Origin of the sequence: Mesorhizobium sp. M1D.F.Ca.ET.043.01.1.1 (assembly GCF_003952385.1) — a bacterium.
Taxonomy (GTDB): Bacteria; Pseudomonadota; Alphaproteobacteria; order Rhizobiales; family Rhizobiaceae; genus Mesorhizobium.
In genome coordinates this window covers 1,525,479-1,541,083 of record NZ_CP034444.1, presented here as the reverse complement: position 1 = coordinate 1,541,083, position 15,605 = coordinate 1,525,479, and the positions used below count along the sequence as shown (strand labels likewise).

Sequence of the window (15,605 nt, the reverse complement as noted above, 5' to 3'; positions counted from 1 at the left end):
TCCTACTCCTCTTCGTAAGCATCCCTGAAGTCCGCGCCGATCTCGCCCAGGAAGCTCGATTCCGCGCTTTGGGCGATGTCGCGATGGCGTTTCTGGTAAAGCTCCCACAGCTTGGCGTTGCGCCCGCCCGAAAGCAGGTTGCCGAGCGCGGAATTGGATTTGAGCTCTTCCTCGATCGCCGCCGGATCGAAGCGGTCGATCATGCGCCGCAGCGCCGCCTGAACGCCGCGCCAGGCGCGCACGTGGTGCTGCGCGAGATCCTTCACCGCATCGGAGATCGCAGCGTCGCCCGAGAGAAACCCCGGGCTGCGTTCAGAGATGATGGTGACGATGACGTCCTCGACCGTCGGCAGGAATTTGAGCGGGTTGACCTCCGATGCGCCGACCATCGTCTGGGCGACGCGCGCGCTGCCCTTTTCCTCGGCGCGCTTTCGCAGGAGCTGCATCAGGCCGTCCAGCATCAGCCTGTATTCGCGCCCGAATTTCTCCATTTCCGCGATCGGATCGCGCCCGGGAAAATCGGCCTCCTCGACACCCATGCCGCGCAGGAAGGCGGTGCGCAGCGCCATGTCGTCCGGCGCGGGTTGAGCGGCGCGCGACGGCTTGGACGCGGAAGTGGGGCGCGGAGGAGGGGGCTCGGCCGCGCGTGCCGGCACATCCCACGGATGAGCGGCCTGCGGCTTTTCGGCCGCCGCCTGTTCGCCATGACCGGCCGGTTGGGCGCTTTTGGCAGAGGCAGGCACCGCAGCCGGTCCAAAGCTGAAATCGTCATCGAAGCCGGCGGCTTTCGGCGCCGGCTCCGCCGTATCGCCGCGCGACGGCATGTCGCCGAAGCCGAACGGATCCGAGCGGCCGATTGCGGCATCGTCGTTCGATTGAGGCGTCGCGACCGGGTCGAGGCTGAATGGGTCGTCGAAGGCTGGCGAGCTGCGCTGGTTGGAGGCGCGGTCATAGGCGCCGGGCACGGGCTGCTCGAACGGGTCCGGCAGATCGGCCGGCCGTGGCCGCCGCGGCTCTTCCTCGACCCTGGCCGAAAAGAAGTCGTCGCCCCCGATGCTGGGCGAAGACCGCGGCTGCGGCTGCGACCATGCAGGGGCGGAATGGTTGGCCGCCTGGCCAACCGATGTCTGGCTCGCGCTTGGCTGGACCTCGACATAGAGAACGTAGTCGCCCAACCTCAGCCGCATGCCGCTTTGCAGCCGTGTCGACCTGCCGGCGCCGAGTGGGCTGTCGGAATCGTCGATGAACAGCCCGCTGCTCGAGGTGTCGGTGACGAAGTAGCCGTCGCGGCCGCCGTTGATCTTGCAATGCGCGCGCGACACGAACATATCCGGATCGTCGATCTGCCAGCCGGCATCGGCGCTGCGCCCGATCACCAGCTCGCCCTCGTCCAGCCGGGTCTGCCTGACCACCTGGGAGCGCGGACCTTGTTCGAGCGTCAGCAGCAGGCTCATCAGGCAGCCTCCGCCATTTCAGGCCGCCAGCCGACGATCGTGCGCAGCTTGAGATCGTCGGCGTCTCCCTTCTCGGCGGGGCGCGCAAGCCAGGAGGTCCGGCCGAGCTGGACGGTTCCGATCTTCGGCGGCGGCACGGCCTCGCGCGCAAGCACGATGCGCAGATCGACATCGAGCGTTTCGCCGATCATGTCGCGCACTGCTTTCTTGAAAAGGGCGAGGCGCCTTTCGCCGGGCAGGAACGACTTGAAGTCGTCGAGGCCGAGCGGGCCGATGCGCAATTCGATCCGGCTCTGGCGGCTGAAGACGCGTGGCCCGATCGTGGCCCCGCGCCCGAGCGCCGCATAGGCCTTGCCGATGCGACTCTGCAGCGCCGCCGGTATGGTGATCCAGGACGCGACGAACTCCTTGATCTCGACCGGTACCTTGAAAGCCGTGGCAAGCAACAGCGTCAGGCGCTCGGCGCCATCGACCTGGTTGGCCAGCGATCCGGCCTGGCGCAGCCGCACCGCGTCGAGCTCGGGGTCCTGGGTGCCGGGAAGACCGATCCCGGACATCGCTTCCAGCATGGCGCGCACACGCCCGCCGACCGAGCGCTCGATCTGCACCGCCGGATGCGCGTCGGCCCAGGCGCGGTAATAGAGGGCTATCATCCGGTGCTGCAGGATGTTGACGAAGTCGACGAAGGTCGTGTCGCTGGTCTGCTCCGCGTCTGCGCCGGTGAACCAGCGCTGCGACAGCCGGTCGAGCACCCAGCGCGTCAGATGCAGCGGCATCGGTCCCTCGGGTCCCAGCAGCCCCAGATTGGCGACGGTAACCCGCGCCGGCGCCTTTTCGCCCGCCTCCTGGAACTTGACCACGTCCCTGGCCGAAAAGCTCAGCCGCACCTGCTGGCCGAGCCGCGCCGGTTCGCGATTGGCCTGGCCGGAATAGCCGAACAGCCCGCCTCTCTGCTCCAGCCGGCGCAGCAGCTCGAAGAAGTCGAAGCCCTCCGACAGCGCCCCGATTCCTGCTGGAATGGTCTCGCTGGGGGCGGGCCGCGCTAGATCAGGTAGCGATTGCCGGGCGTCATCGGCCATGGCACATCCTCCTGCTTCTGCAGCAGCCGCGTGCGCGTCCGCACGAAGCCGTTTATTCCGGCGTGGCGGGCAAACAGCCGCGAAAGCAGGGCCGAAAGCAAAAGCGTGCTTTGCCCCGCCAGCACCGACTGGTCGACATGCAGCGTCACTTCCGTACCCCGTCCGAAGCACATCGGACCGTCGATCTTGAGCCGCTCGATCACCGGGCGCGAGTCGATGCGGGTGATCGAATGCACGTTGCGGGCAAGGCTCGGATCGCCGCGATCGGCATAGAGGTCGAGCAACGCATGCAGCGGATCGACGCCGCGGCCTTCCTTCGCCAGGCTCAGGAAGTTGAGCGAGAGCTGCGCCACCAGCCGCCAGGCGAGATTGTCGGCGCGGGATTCGCCTTCGGCGCCGGCCGGCAGCGAGGCAGGGATCGCCGGCTGCGGCGGCCGCAGCGCGCCAAGCAGCCGGACCATTTCGACCGGATCGGCCGTCTCCAGCGTCAGTGTCGGCGTGTCGTCCAGGATCGGCAGGTCGCGGTTGGTGCAGAGCGCCATGATGTCGAGACGCTTGAGCGGCCGGTTCGCCGGGCTCCCCGCCGGGCGCGAGATCGCCAGGAACACGTCGTCGCCCGTATAGGAGGTGCGGGTCAGGCCGTCGCGGCGCTCGTCTTCGGTGGCCCGGCGCGGGCGCCGCTCGGTCGAATAGACCCAGCCGCTGCCGCGGTTCTGCCCCAGGCTGAAAAGCTCGGGGATCTCGGCCTCGCTGCCTTCCGCATCGGCGTCTTCCACCCGGGTGACGCGAAAAATCTCGAAGTCCCGCGCTCGGGTGCGGTCGGCATGCAGCACCTGCCGCGTCCTGCGCGGATCGATTTCGATGACGTTGCATTCGCGCTCGAAGAGATTGATGAGCGGCGTCACGAAGAGCTCGAAATCGGACGGCGTCACGTCGGCAAGCTCGGGCACAGGGCGCCGGAACAGGAAGATGATCTCTATTCCCGCCTCGCACTTGCGCACAACCGGCTGCAGGCCTGAGACCCGCACATAGTGGAAGCGCTCCGGGATCATGAAATATTCGCGCAGCAGCCGGTAGCCCTCGAAGGTCGGGCGGGTCCGCGGCATCAGGGCCTCGTCGTCGCGGATGCCGACCATTTCGGGCTCGGGCAGGGCCGTGAGCGGATTGGTCTTGCCTTCCGTCCGCGAGCCGAGGGCCGAGCAGGCGCCGAAGATGGCGTCGAAAATGAGCGGCGCCTTGTTGCGACCGGCGAAATAGAGGTCGAGCCGGTCGAGCGACAGTTCGCTGAGCTTGCCCTTTCCGGTCCGCGCAAGCGCGATGCGCAGCCCTGCCTCGCCGCGCACGCCGCCGATCGGGCCGATGCCCGCGGCGGCAAGCCCGCTGCGGTCCTGGAAATAGCTGACCGAGGTGATCGCGATCGGCCACAGCGTGATCTCCTGCGCGGTGGTGAAGGTCGAGCGCGTCGACAGCCCCGGATGCAGGCTGGAGACCAGTCGCGTGCCGCGCGCGACGGCATGGCCGCCGATCATCGACTGCACCTGCTGGCCAGGCTTCAGCACCGCCATCGCCGTTGCCGGCGCCGGCGTGACCAGGTCGGGATAGAGCACATCGAGCACGGCGCGCGAGAAGCGCGAGCGCTCCGCGTCGACCTTCAGCCGCGTGCGCGCGGCAAGAAAGGCCACGCCGTCGAGCAGCCGTTCGACATAGGGGTCGGGGCAGGGGACGGTATCGAGGGAAAGATTGCGGGCGACCGCCGGATGCATGTCGGCGAATTCCGCGGCCAGCGCCCGGATATGGGTCAGTTCCTCTTCGTAATACTCCACGAAGACCCGATCCATCTCAGGTCTCCCGGAATTCGGTTCGCGCCAGGCCGTTGTCGAGATTGATCGTCGTGCGCAGCCGCATGCGTTCCGGCGTCGGCGTCATGATCAGCACGGCGTCGATCTCGATCTTCAGGCCGACGCTCTTGTCGCCCAGAGTGACATTGACCGTCGTGGCGCTCTCCTTGAGGCGCGGCTCGAACGTGGCGAGCACCGCGCGGATCTCGCGCGCCAGCGTATCGCGGTCGAAGTCCCGTGAGGAGCGGCCGGAGAAGGACGGCACGCCATAGTTGACGACGCTGCGCCGCACTTCCGGGAAATCGGCGAGCGACGGCAGTTCGTCCAATGGCTGCTCGTGCTCGGCATCGGAAAGCATCGGAACGGATTCAAAACGCTCGGTGTTGAAGAGGGCTTCGATGTCGCGCCGGACGGCTTCCTTGAGCACCCGCGCCGACACCACCACGCCGCGGCTTTCGATCTCGGCGCGATGTTCGGTCTGGAAGACCAGACGGTGCAGACGCCGCTTCTGGTCGGGCGTCAATTCCGCGTCGGCATCGATGGCTCGCGCGCTGCCGGCAAGAAGGGCCTCGACGCGCTCGGCGCCGAGTTCTTCTTCCAGCAGCCGGCGCAGCCCCTCGATCTCCGAGGTCAGGCCGGGCAAGTCGTTGATGAGGCGGTCCCAGAGGGAGGGTTGGACCGCCTCGCGCTTTGCCCGGGAACTGCCGGCAAGCTGCGCCTTCGCGCCGGGCCGCTTGGCCTCACTTGCCGACATAGACATCCATTTCGATCTCGTCGTCCTTGTCATAGACGAACTTGATCTTCTTGTAGGCGAAGCTGACTTCTTCCTCGATCAGGTCGGCCTCGTCGGCGGCCTGTCGCATGTCGTACTCCATGATCGAGGCGTCGGTGAGCGTCACCACCAGATAGTCGCTGGTCTCGCCGTCGATGGTGCGGCGTGCCGAAAACACCACCTCGTCGAGCGCCTTGTTCTCGAAAAGCGCCTTCTTCAGGTAGGGAGACGACTTGTCGTAGTGCTTGATGAATTTGATCATTCCCATCGACACACGACCGCGGCGCGACAGCGAATTGGGGTCGTAGGGCGCGACCATCTTGTAGTCGACGCCATGGATCTCGATCTCGTCTTCATGGCCGTCGCGCTTGCTCGGGCCCTTGATGTCCGGGACTTTCAAAAAACCATCGATCTTCGTCGAAGGCCCATCGGTTCTTGTCGGCATTGTCTTTCTCCACCGCTTTCAAACGAAACAAGATGACTCTGCTTGCGATTTCAGCCCTTCACTGACGGCAGTTCCGACACCAGCCGGAGGGAGGCGTTGATGCCTTCCAGCTGGTAGTGCGGACGCAGGTAGAAACGGGCATTGTAGTAACCGGGCCGGCCTTCGACGCTGTCGACTTGGACCTCGGCCGCGGCAAGCGGGCGCTTGGCGCGCGCCTTGTCGTCGGCAAAGGCTGGATTGGCCAGCACGTACCGGTTGATCCACTCGGTCAACCAGATCTCCATGTCGGTGCGTTCCTTGAACGAGCCGATCTTGTCGCGCGCGATCGCCTTCAGGTAGTGTGCGAAGCGCGAGACCGGGAAAAGATAGGGCAGGTTGGCGCTGAGCCGCTCGTTCGACTGCGCGTCGGGATCGACCAGGCGGCCGGCGCGGGTTTCGTCGTCCTGCAGCGAATGGGCGCCGATGAAGGCCGCGAGGTCGGTGTTCTTGCGATGCAGGATCGGCATCAGGCCGAGCTTGGCCAGTTCCGCCTCGCGCCGGTCGTCGATGGCGACCTCGGTCGGGCATTTCATCGCGATCGATCCGTCGTCGGTCGGGAAGGCGTGCACCGGCAGGTTGAGCACAGTGCCGCCGTTCTCGACGCCGCGGATCTGCGTGCCCCAGCCAAAGAGCTTGTGGCTGCGGTTGATGTTCACGCCCATCGGGAAGGCGGCGTTCATCCAGACATATTTGTTGTGGTCGCCGCCCACCTCCTCCTCGAAGGTGAAGCCCTTCACCGGAACGGTCTCCGAGCCGTACGGCAGCCGTGCCAGCACGCGCGGCATGGTGAGGCCGATATAGCGGGCGTCCTCGCTCTCGCGCAGCGACTGCCACGAGGCGTAGGCCGGGTTGTTGACGATCATCTGCAGGTCCTGCGGATTGGGCAGTTCCTGCCAGCTGTCCATGCGGAACAGGCGCGGCGAGGCGGCGGCGATGAAGGGCGTGTGCGCCGAGGCGCAGACGCCCGAAATGTTGCGCAGCAGGCCGACGTCGCGCGGGTGGTTCGAGAATTCGTAGGCGCCGATGATGCAGCCGATCGGCTCGCCGCCCAGCATCGAATACTCGTCCGTGTAGACCTTCTTGAAGATCGGGCTCTGGTCCCACATCTGGCCTTCGTAGTCTTCGAGCGTGTCGGCCAGCTGCTCCTTGGAGATGTTCATCACCCGGATCTTGAGCTTGGTATCCGTCTCGGTGTTGTTGACGAGATACCAGAGGCCGCGCCAGGTGCCTTCCATCTCCCGCACTTCCGGAGCATGCAGGATCTCGTTGACCTGCGTCGTCAGCATCTTGTCGATGCCGGCGATCAGCGACTTGATCGACTTGATCGCGTTGGAAGAGATGGTGGTTGTCTCGGAGCGCGACTGTGCGGCCAAAGCCAGGTTGCGCACCAGCTGCTGCAGCTTCTCGCTGTCGTCCTTCTTGACCTTGAAATCCTTTTCCAGGAGTCCGCTGAATTCACCGAGGTCTATCGCTTCCGCCTCGGCGGTGGCGGCTGCGGTCTTTTGCTGTTCAGCCATGACTTACTCCTCGCCCTTGCCGTCAGACAGCGCCTGGCTGGCGATCTTGCTCAGCAGCGGCTCGTTGTTGAGAAGCTGCGCGATGCGCTTTTCGGCGTCGACGCGGCCGTCCATGAAGCCGAGCAGCTCTTCGAGCTGACGGCGCATCTTGAGGATCTCGGCCAGTTGCGGCACCTGCTCGGCGACCTTGTCCGGCGCGAAGTCGCCAATCTTCGAGAAGGTGAGATCGACCGCGAGCTCCTCGTCGCGTTCGGCGCCCTCGGCTTGCGGCAGCGTGTTCTTCACCCGCGCCTTTACCCTCGGCCCCATGGCCTCCATGAATTTCGGGAAGCGGTTGGCGTCGGTTTCGACGAAGTTGCGGTCGAGCACCGACTTCACCGCTTCCTTGGTCTGTGAAGCGCCGGAAAGATCGGCCATCACGGCCATGACGAACGGCAGTTCGATCGTCGTCGGGCTGCCGTAGGTTTCAACGTCGTAGGCGATCTGCACGCGCGGCGCGCGGTTTCTTTCGATGACCTTCGCTTTGCTCTCTGCTGGCATGCCTGTTACCTTTCATCCTTCTGGGCCGGCTTCTTGGGATCGGGGACACCGGCAAGCAGCCGGAATTCCTTCAGCCCCGACGGGGCGAGATCTTCCATCAGTTCCACGAAATCCATGTGCACCATGCGGCGCACGCGGCGGGCGAGATGCGGGATCGGGCTCGACGGCTCGGTGCGGTCATAGAAGGCGACGACCAGGTCGAGGCATTTGACGACGTCGTCGCGCGAGGTGATCCGGTCGGGCAGCCCGACGCTCGGTTCCGCATAGCCGCTTGCCATCGTTTCGGCTCCCATCGCTTCGGTGCCCGTCCCTTCCGGTCGATGACCGTTTCGGACCGGCGTTGCCGCTTCCGCCTGCTGCTGGGCGGGCTTCGCGGCCCCGTTCCCAGCAGTGCCGGCAGCCGAATTCCGCTCCAGCGTCGTCAGCAAACGCTGCAGGAACCGTTTCAATTCCGGGATGGTCGGGCCGTTGCCATCGATGCGCTTGTTGAGAGCGGCGTCGACCTCGTCGAGGGCTGCGATCACCGCGCGGGCGTCGGCAAGCAGCGAGGTCATCGCGTCGCCGGCCTGGTCGATCTGTGCCGCGCAACCGCTGCGCACCCGGTTCAAGAGCTGGCTGTGAGCGGTCGCCAGCGCCGCTTTTTCGGAAGCGCCCAGCCCCGAAGCCGCTTCCTGCAGCATGACGCGCTCGTCGAGCGCGCCCTGTTCCAGGTCGCGTCCGCTGATCGATCCGACCTGGCGCGGCGAAAGGAAGATCGTTTCGCGCAGGTTCGCCAGCAGGCCTTCCTGGCCGTTCTGGAGATCCAGCAGCGCGTTGATGCGGCGCAAGGCGGCGTCGCGCGGCGTCGCGTTCGGCCGCAATGCCGGATGCATCGTGTCCCAGTACTGGTCGAAGGTCCTCGCGATCAGCGTCAGGCCCTGGGCGAGGCCGGCCAGCCCTTCCTCGTTGGCTAGAGCGCGCGCGACGATGACCAGAAGGCGCAGATCCCGGCCGCGGGACCGAAGCTCCTCTGCCTTGTCGAGGACACCCGCCCAGTCGACCGGGCTGGATTGCGAAGTGGGCTTGTTGCTGCCGTCGTGGACGACCTTGACTTGAGGCTCGGTCAGACGCTCCAGCTCATGAAAGGCCGGGTCGTTGCGCAAGTCCTCTCCCGACGGGTTCTCACCGTCCAGAGGATTCAGCCAGAGTGCGAGATCAATCACACTAACCCCCAGCCAGCGGCCCTGAGACCCCTATGTGACGCGACGTTATCACACGGTCTCACTCTACCACAATTGAGCAGCCGCTCAAAAACTAACGGAAGCTAAACGCGACCGTTCTCTTTCGGCGAAACCCATTGCGCGATTGTCGGGCCGGGTATGTGAAATGGCTCGCATAGCCCGGGCCGCGATCCGGTGTTTGTTGCACAAGATTGCAGAGCTTGTGTAACCGGGCGGTGCCGCCCGGACGGGTCCAAACGCCTTGTCCGTCACACGGCCCGTCACACGGCTTTGTCAAGCTGCCTCTTATATGGCAGGGTACGGTCGGCAGATTGCGGGAGCAGGTTCGATGGAACAGCGCCGGTCATCGCAGAGCTTCAAGCGTAAGGAACTGGTCGCCAAGCTCAATGCCACGGGGGTGCGCGCCTTCAAGGCTGCGGCCGACACGGCCAAGCTGCGCGGCAATCCCTATGTCGAGCTCGTCCACTTCATAGAACAGCTGGTGCTCTCCGATCGCTCGGACGTCCTGCTGATCCTCGCCGACGCCGGAGTGGATTTAAGTCGACTCTCGGCAGACATGACCCGCGCGATCGACAAGCTGCCCTACGGCGCTACTTCGATCGAGGAGTTCTCTGACCACATCTTCCACGCCATCCAGGAAGGCTGGAATCTGGCGACGCTGGAATTCGGCGTGGAGGAGGTGCGCAGCGCCCACATCCTGCTTGCCTGCCTGAAGACGCCGGTGCTGGAAGGCTTGGTGTCGAAGATCAGCGCCGAGTTCGACAAGATCGACGCCGACGGCGTCATCTCCCGCTTCGCCGATGTTACCGAAGGCTCGCTCGAAGCCGGCTCACCACCTGCTGCTGCCGCCGCCGAGACGCCGATGAAGCGCGGACCCGGCGGGGATTCGGCGCTGGCGAAATATGCCACCGACCTCACCCAGCGCGCCCGCGACGGCAAGATCGATCCGGTGATCGGCCGCGATCCGGAGATCCGGCAGATCGTCGACATCCTGATGCGACGCCGGCAAAACAACCCCATCCTGACGGGCGAAGCCGGCGTCGGCAAGACGGCGGTGGTCGAGGGTTTTGCGCTGCGCATCGCCCAGGGCGACGTGCCGCCGACGCTTGAGAACGTCAGCCTGCGCATGCTCGATGTCGGGCTGATGCAGGCGGGCGCCAGCGTCAAGGGCGAGTTCGAGAAGCGGCTCAAGGCCGTCATCGACGAGGTCCAGGCCTCCGAGGTGCCGATCATCCTGTTCATCGACGAGGCGCACACGCTGATCGGCGCCGGTGGTGCGGCGGGCACAGGCGACGCCGCCAATCTCTTGAAACCGGCGCTGGCGCGCGGCGAGCTGCGCACCATCGCCGCCACGACCTGGGCCGAATACAAGCAGCACATCGAGAAGGACCCGGCGCTGACGCGCCGTTTCCAGGTGGTCAAGATCGACGAGCCGTCGGAAGCGGTGGCCGTGCTGATGCTGCGCGGTGTCGCCGGCGTTCTGGAGCAGCACCACAAGGTCCAGATCCTGGACGAGGCGATCGAGGCGGCGGTCGCGCTTTCGCACCGCTACATCCCGGCCAGGCAGCTGCCGGACAAGGCCGTCAGCCTGCTCGATACCGCCTGCGCACGTGTCGCTATCTCGCAGCACGCGACGCCGGCCGAGGTCGAGGACATTCTTCGCCGCCGCCAGGCGCTGGAGGTCGAGAGCGGCATCATCGGCCGCGAGGCGGCGATCGGCATCGATGTCGCCGGCCGGCAGGCCAGGGTCGACGCCGGGCTGGCGGAAACCGAGACGACGTTGGCCGCCGCCCAGGCGCGCTGGGATCGGGAAAAAGCGCTGGTGAGCGAGATCCTCGACCTGCGCGCCAAATTGCGCGGCGAGGGCGTGCCGCTCGATGCGGCGGCCGAGGAGGCCGGCGGGGAAAGCGCTGCGGCTGAGCCGGCTGCGTCCGAAGCGTCCGAGGCGAAGGCGCCTGAAAACAGGGCGGCTGAAGCCAACCCCGTCAAATCCAAGGGTTCGAAAGGCAAGGCAGCCAAGGGCAAAGCGGCCAAGGCCGAGGCGGCCGTTGCCCAGACAATTGCCGAGGAACCGGCGGCTCCGGCCCCCGACCTCGCGCGGCTGCGTGAATTGATGGCGGAACTTGCCGCGGCGCAAGGCGAGACGCCGCTGATCCTGCCCTCGGTCGACCGCAATGCGGTCGCCGCCGTGGTGCAGGACTGGACCGGCATCCCGACCGGACGGATGCTGTCCAGTCAGACCGAAAAGGCGCTGAGGCTTGCCGCGACCCTGTCCGAGCGCGTGGTCGGCCAGGACCACGCGATGGAGATGATCGCCAAACGCGTGCAGACCAGCCGCGCCGGCCTCGGCGCTCCGGAAAAGCCGGTCGGCGTGTTCCTGCTTTGCGGCCCGTCCGGGGTCGGCAAGACCGAAACCGCGCTGGCGCTCGCCGAGACGCTCTATGGCGGCGAGCAGAACCTGATTTCCATCAACATGTCCGAATTCCAGGAGGCGCACACCGTCTCGACGCTGAAGGGCGCGCCGCCCGGCTATGTCGGTTACGGCAAGGGCGGCATCCTGACGGAGGCGGTGCGCAGAAAGCCCTATTCGGTGATCCTGCTCGACGAGGTCGAGAAGGCGCATCCGGACGTGCACGAGATTTTCTTCCAGGTCTTCGACAAGGGCATGATGGATGACAGCGAAGGCCGGCGGATCGACTTCAAGAACACGCTGATCCTGCTCACCTCGAATGTCGGCTCGGACGTCATCATGGGCCGCACCAAGAACGGCACCGTGCGGACCGGCATCGACGATCTCGACGCGGCCCTGCGCGCGCCGCTGCTGAAAGTGTTTCCGGCGGCTTTCCTCGGCCGGGTCGTCACAATACCCTATTATCCGCTCTCGGATTCGATGATCGAGGCGATCGCCCGGCACCAGTTCGGCAAGATCGCCAAGCGCCTCAAGGCAACCAACGATGCCGAACTGGTGATCGGCGACGGCGTCATGGACCTGGTCAAGGCGCGCTGCACCGAGATCGAATCCGGCGGCCGCATGATCGATGCCATCCTCACCAACACGCTACTGCCGGAGCTCAGCCGCGGCGTGCTCAACCGCGCGCTGGAGGGCGCCAAGATGACGAAGGTCACCGTCGGCGCGTCCAAGGAGGGCTTCACCTACTCCTTCGAGTAGGGGCTTGGGGCGAGTAAGGGCTTGGGGCGAGTAAGGGCTTGGGGCGAGTAGGGGCTTGGGGCGAGTAGGGCTTGGGCGAGTAGGGGCTCGGGCGAGTAGTGGGCTTGGGGCGCAAAAAAATCCGCGCCGTGTCACATTGGGCGGGTCCTCACTCGTCTTGAGGTCGGAACCAACGAAAGGAACCGACCATGCCTGCCAGACTTGACCCTCTCGCCGCCGCTCCGTCGCTGATGAAGGAGTGGCATCGCGCCTCTTTGGCCATCGCTTCCAGCCTCGATCCGGCGCTCGCAGAGCTCATCGAGATACGCTCCTCCCAGATCAATGGCTGCGCCAACTGCATCAACATGCACACGACCTATGCCCGTGAACGCGGGGAGACCGAGCAGCGCGTCTATCTGCTGGCGGCCTGGCGCGAGGCGCCGTGCTATACCGACCGCGAGCGCGCCGCGCTTGGCTGGACCGAGGCTCTGACGCGGATCAGCGAAGGCCATACGCATGAGGCTGCGTATGAAGCGCTGAAGGACCATTTCACCGAGGAGGAGCGGGTGAAGATCACCTTGATGATCAACATCATCAACGGCTGGAACCGCATCGCGGTCGGCTTCGGCGGCTTCGTCGACCCGGCGGCCGTGAAGGCCGCCAATGCGAAGGCTGCCAGCAAGGCGGCCGCCGCTTGATGGCGGAACCGGCGTCATCCGCAGACGCGGCGGCGGTGTTCGAACCGCTGCGCCCGAAGCTCATGCGGGTCGCCTACCGCATGCTGGGCTCCGTGGCCGACGCCGAGGACATGGTGCAGGAGGCCTTCATCCGCTGGATGAGGGCCGACCGCGCCGACGTGCGCGAGCCCGAGGCCTTCCTGCGCCGCACCGTCACGCGCCTCTGCCTGGACCAGCTCAAATCCGCCCGCCACCAGCGCGAGACCTATGTCGGCTCCTGGCTTCCCGAGCCGGTCGTCGAGGACGACGAGGTCGATGACGTCAGCCTGCCGCTGATGCTGGCGCTGGAGCGCCTGTCGCCGCTCGAGCGGGCGGCCTTCCTGCTGCACGACGTGTTCGGGCTGCAGTTCGAGGAGGTCGCCGAGGAGATCGAGCGCGATCCGGCCGCCTGCCGCCAACTCGCCGCCCGCGCCCGCAGCCATGTCCGCGAGGCGCGGCCGCGCTTCAAGGTCGAGAAGGAGAGCGCGGCCTTGAGCTTGCGGAAGCCTTCTTCAACGCCTCGCGCAGCGGCGACATGAAGGCGCTCGGCACGATGCTGAGCGCCGATGTCAGCGCCCATGCCGATGGCGGCGGCAAGCGCCCGGCGGCTGTCGCGCCGGTCTTCGGCCATGCCGCCGTCATGAAGCAATACGAGACCGTCGTCGCCTGGCTTCAGGACAATCGCTCGCAGCTTGTCCGCTTTGGCTTCATCAACGGGTTGCCCGGCTTCGTCACGCTCGAGGCCGATGGCGAGCTGCAGACGACCGCGCTGGACATCGAGGACGGCAAGATCACGGCGATCTATGTGATGCGCAACCCCGACAAGCTGAAGCACCTGCATTAGCTCCACCTGCAAGGCCGCTGACGGAACCTTTGTTGCGCTGGCGATTTTGGCTATATGTTTGGGTACGGACGGCCAGAAGGGTTGCTGACGATGACGACGAAAAGCCTTGCGATCTCCGCTCTCGTTCTGGCTGCGGCCATTGGCGTGTCCGGCCCGGCGTTCGCCGGCGACCGGCACCACAAGCGTTCTGTCGAGCAAGAACGCTATGTTCCGGCCGAAGGCGACCTCATCGACGTCCTGTTCGGCGGGCCACGCTATTATGACGCCATGCTGGTCACCACGGCGGCGGGTGCCTGCTCCTATCACCGGACGGGGCCGGACGCGAATGCGTTGAACAAGATCAACGACCATCACTGCGGAAAATAGCTGCCGCCCGCGACGCGCGTTCATCGCGCGCGCCAGTCGTCGACAAGCCTTTCTGTTCCTCTTCCGCGAACGCTGATCGGGTTCACCGAGGATGGCTGCCGTTCGGCGGTCATCCCCTTGAGCACTGCCTCGCCGTGGGCGATCGCGCATCGCACACATTCTTTCCAAAAATTGTATACAATAACCAAGAAAGATGTTGACAATCTTTCGCAGTGAGTTTCCCTTTAGGTATCCGCGTAGCCTACGAGCAAAACACAAAGCGCGATAACCAAGGGGAACTGCAAAATGATGAACCGACGCTCGACTCTGAAATCGATGGTGCTTGGCGCCGTCTCGGCCCTGGCGATTGCCGCCGTTGGCATTCCTTCCGCGCAGGCCGAAAACAAGGAACTGAAAATCGGCTTCGTTGGCGTCACCAGCGGCCCTGCCGCCGCCTGGGGCACCTCCAATGTGCGCTCGATGCAGACGCGCGCCGCCTGGCTCAACGAAAAAGGCGGCGTCAAGATCGGCGAGGACACCTACAACATCAACATCGTCACCTTCGACGACCAGAAGGACCCCAAGCGCGCCATCGCCGGCATGGAAAAGATGGCGCAGGAGGGCATCCATTATGTGGTCGGACCGAATGTCGATGACGGCGCCGCCGCGGTGCGCCCCGTCGCCGAGGCAAACGGCATCATCTATTTCCCCTACGCCTTCCCCAAGGCGCTCTACCAGAAGCCGGCCTCGAACGCCGTGCTTGGCATGATCGCCAACTACCAATCGGGTCCGGCGATCTACAAATATCTCAAGGAAAACAAGGGCGTGAAGACGATCGCCTTTGTCGCCGCGAACGAATCCGACCCGCTCAGCCAGCGTGACAGCGGTGTCGAGGCGGCCAAGGCGCTCGGGCTCGATGTCGTCGCGCAGAACGACACCTACCAGAACGACACTCGTGACTTCACGCCGGTGCTGACGCCGATCGTGGCGCTGAAGCCCGATCTGCTGGTGCTGTCGGGTGTGGCGCCGGCCAACGCGCCGCTCCTCATCCGCGCCGCCCGCGAGCTCGGCTATGAGGGCCTGATCTCGACCGAGACGGCGCAGGACGCCAAGGTTCTGGAGGAGGGCGCCGGCGAGTATGCCAATGGCTTCATCTCCGTCGGCGGCGCCTCCACGCCGGAGATTGCTTCGGATGAGATGAAGGAGTTCGTCACCCGCTACACCAAGATGTTCGGCGAGTATAACGACGAGTCCAACACCAAGGTCTACGCGCTGGAGTATATCCTCGACACGCTCAAGGCCAATCCGGTAGCCATCAACGACGTCGCCGAATTCAAGAAGACCATGGACACTTTCTCTGCGCCCAACCCCTTCCTGAAGGGCGACGCCAAGCTGAGCTATGTCGGCGCAACCTCGTTCGGCCAGAAGCGCCAGCTCGCCGTGCCAATGGTGGTCAACGAATACAAGGACGGCGCATTCCAGACCCTGTTCGTCGGCTCCGTCGACTAGAGCATGATCCCGAAAAGTGGGAACCGGTTTTCGGAGAAGATCATGCTCCAGCAAGGGTTGGATCAGGATGGCGATTCAATGAAACATCATCCTGATCTAGAGACGGGTTCCTAGGTTGCTTCCTCCCGCATGCCGGGGT

The 15,605-nt window shown here is 65.2% G+C and carries 12 protein-coding genes and 1 pseudogene; 5 read left to right on the top strand and 8 right to left on the bottom strand.

Translation table 11 applies throughout. From position 1 onward, the window contains the following. Nucleotides 1-2: 2 nt before the first annotated feature. The 8 genes from tagH to tssA are packed head-to-tail and all read right to left on the bottom strand — an operon-like array spanning nucleotide 3 to nucleotide 8,886. On the bottom strand, nucleotides 3-1,454 hold the full coding sequence (gene tagH / locus EJ067_RS07765) for a type VI secretion system-associated FHA domain protein TagH (protein ID WP_126085433.1): 1,452 nt from the start codon (nucleotides 1,452-1,454) through the stop codon (nucleotides 3-5). Next, nucleotides 1,454-2,533: a type VI secretion system baseplate subunit TssG gene (gene tssG, locus EJ067_RS07760; protein WP_126085432.1), complete on the bottom strand. Its 1,080-nt coding sequence runs from the start codon at nucleotides 2,531-2,533 to the stop codon at nucleotides 1,454-1,456. The genes tagH and tssG overlap by 1 nt, the downstream gene beginning before the upstream one ends. Further along, a complete protein-coding gene (gene tssF, locus EJ067_RS07755; protein WP_126085431.1) occupies nucleotides 2,497-4,371 on the bottom strand; it encodes a type VI secretion system baseplate subunit TssF in 1,875 nt (624 codons plus the stop codon). The genes tssG and tssF overlap by 37 nt, the downstream gene beginning before the upstream one ends. A 1-nt stretch (nucleotide 4,372) precedes the next feature. Then, nucleotides 4,373-5,125: a type VI secretion system baseplate subunit TssE gene (gene tssE, locus EJ067_RS07750; RefSeq protein ID WP_126089529.1), complete on the bottom strand. Its 753-nt coding sequence runs from the start codon at nucleotides 5,123-5,125 to the stop codon at nucleotides 4,373-4,375. Beyond that, nucleotides 5,112-5,588, bottom strand: coding sequence for an Hcp family type VI secretion system effector (locus EJ067_RS07745; RefSeq protein WP_126085430.1), 477 nt, complete (start codon nucleotides 5,586-5,588; stop codon nucleotides 5,112-5,114). Before EJ067_RS07745 ends, tssE begins: the two co-directional genes overlap by 14 nt. Nucleotides 5,589-5,638: 50 nt before the next feature. Continuing rightward, the gene (tssC, locus tag EJ067_RS07740) at nucleotides 5,639-7,144 is read right to left on the bottom strand and encodes a type VI secretion system contractile sheath large subunit (protein ID WP_126085429.1); all 1,506 of its coding nucleotides are present in this window, start codon (nucleotides 7,142-7,144) and stop codon (nucleotides 5,639-5,641) included. Nucleotides 7,145-7,147: 3 nt separating this feature from the next. Next, nucleotides 7,148-7,684, bottom strand: a complete 537-nt coding sequence (gene tssB / locus EJ067_RS07735; RefSeq protein ID WP_126085428.1) for a type VI secretion system contractile sheath small subunit — start codon at nucleotides 7,682-7,684, stop codon at nucleotides 7,148-7,150. 5 nt (nucleotides 7,685-7,689) lie between these two features. Next, on the bottom strand, nucleotides 7,690-8,886 hold the full coding sequence (gene tssA, locus EJ067_RS07730) for a type VI secretion system protein TssA (RefSeq protein WP_126085427.1): 1,197 nt from the start codon (nucleotides 8,884-8,886) through the stop codon (nucleotides 7,690-7,692). A gap of 346 nt (nucleotides 8,887-9,232) precedes the next feature. On the opposite strand from tssA, the gene EJ067_RS07725 reads away from it, so the two are divergent. From EJ067_RS07725 to EJ067_RS07705, 5 genes and pseudogenes are all read left to right on the top strand, one after another. Further along, nucleotides 9,233-12,073, top strand: coding sequence for an ATP-dependent Clp protease ATP-binding subunit (locus tag EJ067_RS07725; RefSeq protein WP_126085426.1), 2,841 nt, complete (start codon nucleotides 9,233-9,235; stop codon nucleotides 12,071-12,073). Nucleotides 12,074-12,261: 188 nt separating this feature from the next. Continuing rightward, complete coding sequence (locus tag EJ067_RS07720) at nucleotides 12,262-12,750, top strand: carboxymuconolactone decarboxylase family protein (RefSeq protein WP_126085425.1); 489 nt, start codon at nucleotides 12,262-12,264, stop codon at nucleotides 12,748-12,750. Further along, a pseudogene (locus tag EJ067_RS07715) lies at nucleotides 12,750-13,612 on the top strand (sigma-70 family RNA polymerase sigma factor). The gene EJ067_RS07720 and the pseudogene EJ067_RS07715 overlap by 1 nt, the downstream one beginning before the upstream one ends. A gap of 90 nt (nucleotides 13,613-13,702) precedes the next feature. Continuing rightward, the gene (locus EJ067_RS07710) at nucleotides 13,703-13,978 is read left to right on the top strand and encodes a hypothetical protein (protein ID WP_126085424.1); all 276 of its coding nucleotides are present in this window, start codon (nucleotides 13,703-13,705) and stop codon (nucleotides 13,976-13,978) included. Between the two features lie 285 nt (nucleotides 13,979-14,263). Then, entirely contained in the window at nucleotides 14,264-15,466 is a 1,203-nt protein-coding gene (locus EJ067_RS07705; protein ID WP_126085423.1) for an ABC transporter substrate-binding protein, read from the top strand. Nucleotides 15,467-15,605: the final 139 nt, after the last annotated feature.

Excerpts from the sequence above, each read along its gene's own strand:
- tagH (WP_126085433.1), bottom strand. The coding sequence starts at position 1,454 with ATGAGCCTGCTGCTGACGCTCGAACAAGGTCCGCGCTCCCAGGTGGTC.
- tssG (WP_126085432.1), bottom strand. The coding sequence starts at position 2,533 with ATGGCCGATGACGCCCGGCAATCGCTACCTGATCTAGCGCGGCCCGCC.
- tssF (WP_126085431.1), bottom strand. The coding sequence starts at position 4,371 with ATGGATCGGGTCTTCGTGGAGTATTACGAAGAGGAACTGACCCATATC.
- tssE (WP_126089529.1), bottom strand. The coding sequence starts at position 5,125 with ATGTCGGCAAGTGAGGCCAAGCGGCCCGGCGCGAAGGCGCAGCTTGCC.
- EJ067_RS07745 (WP_126085430.1), bottom strand. The coding sequence starts at position 5,588 with ATGCCGACAAGAACCGATGGGCCTTCGACGAAGATCGATGGTTTTTTG.
- tssC (WP_126085429.1), bottom strand. The coding sequence starts at position 7,144 with ATGGCTGAACAGCAAAAGACCGCAGCCGCCACCGCCGAGGCGGAAGCG.
- tssB (WP_126085428.1), bottom strand. The coding sequence starts at position 7,684 with ATGCCAGCAGAGAGCAAAGCGAAGGTCATCGAAAGAAACCGCGCGCCG.
- EJ067_RS07725 (WP_126085426.1), top strand. The coding sequence starts at position 9,233 with ATGGAACAGCGCCGGTCATCGCAGAGCTTCAAGCGTAAGGAACTGGTC.
- EJ067_RS07720 (WP_126085425.1), top strand. The coding sequence starts at position 12,262 with ATGCCTGCCAGACTTGACCCTCTCGCCGCCGCTCCGTCGCTGATGAAG.
- EJ067_RS07710 (WP_126085424.1), top strand. The coding sequence starts at position 13,703 with ATGACGACGAAAAGCCTTGCGATCTCCGCTCTCGTTCTGGCTGCGGCC.
- EJ067_RS07705 (WP_126085423.1), top strand. The coding sequence starts at position 14,264 with ATGATGAACCGACGCTCGACTCTGAAATCGATGGTGCTTGGCGCCGTC.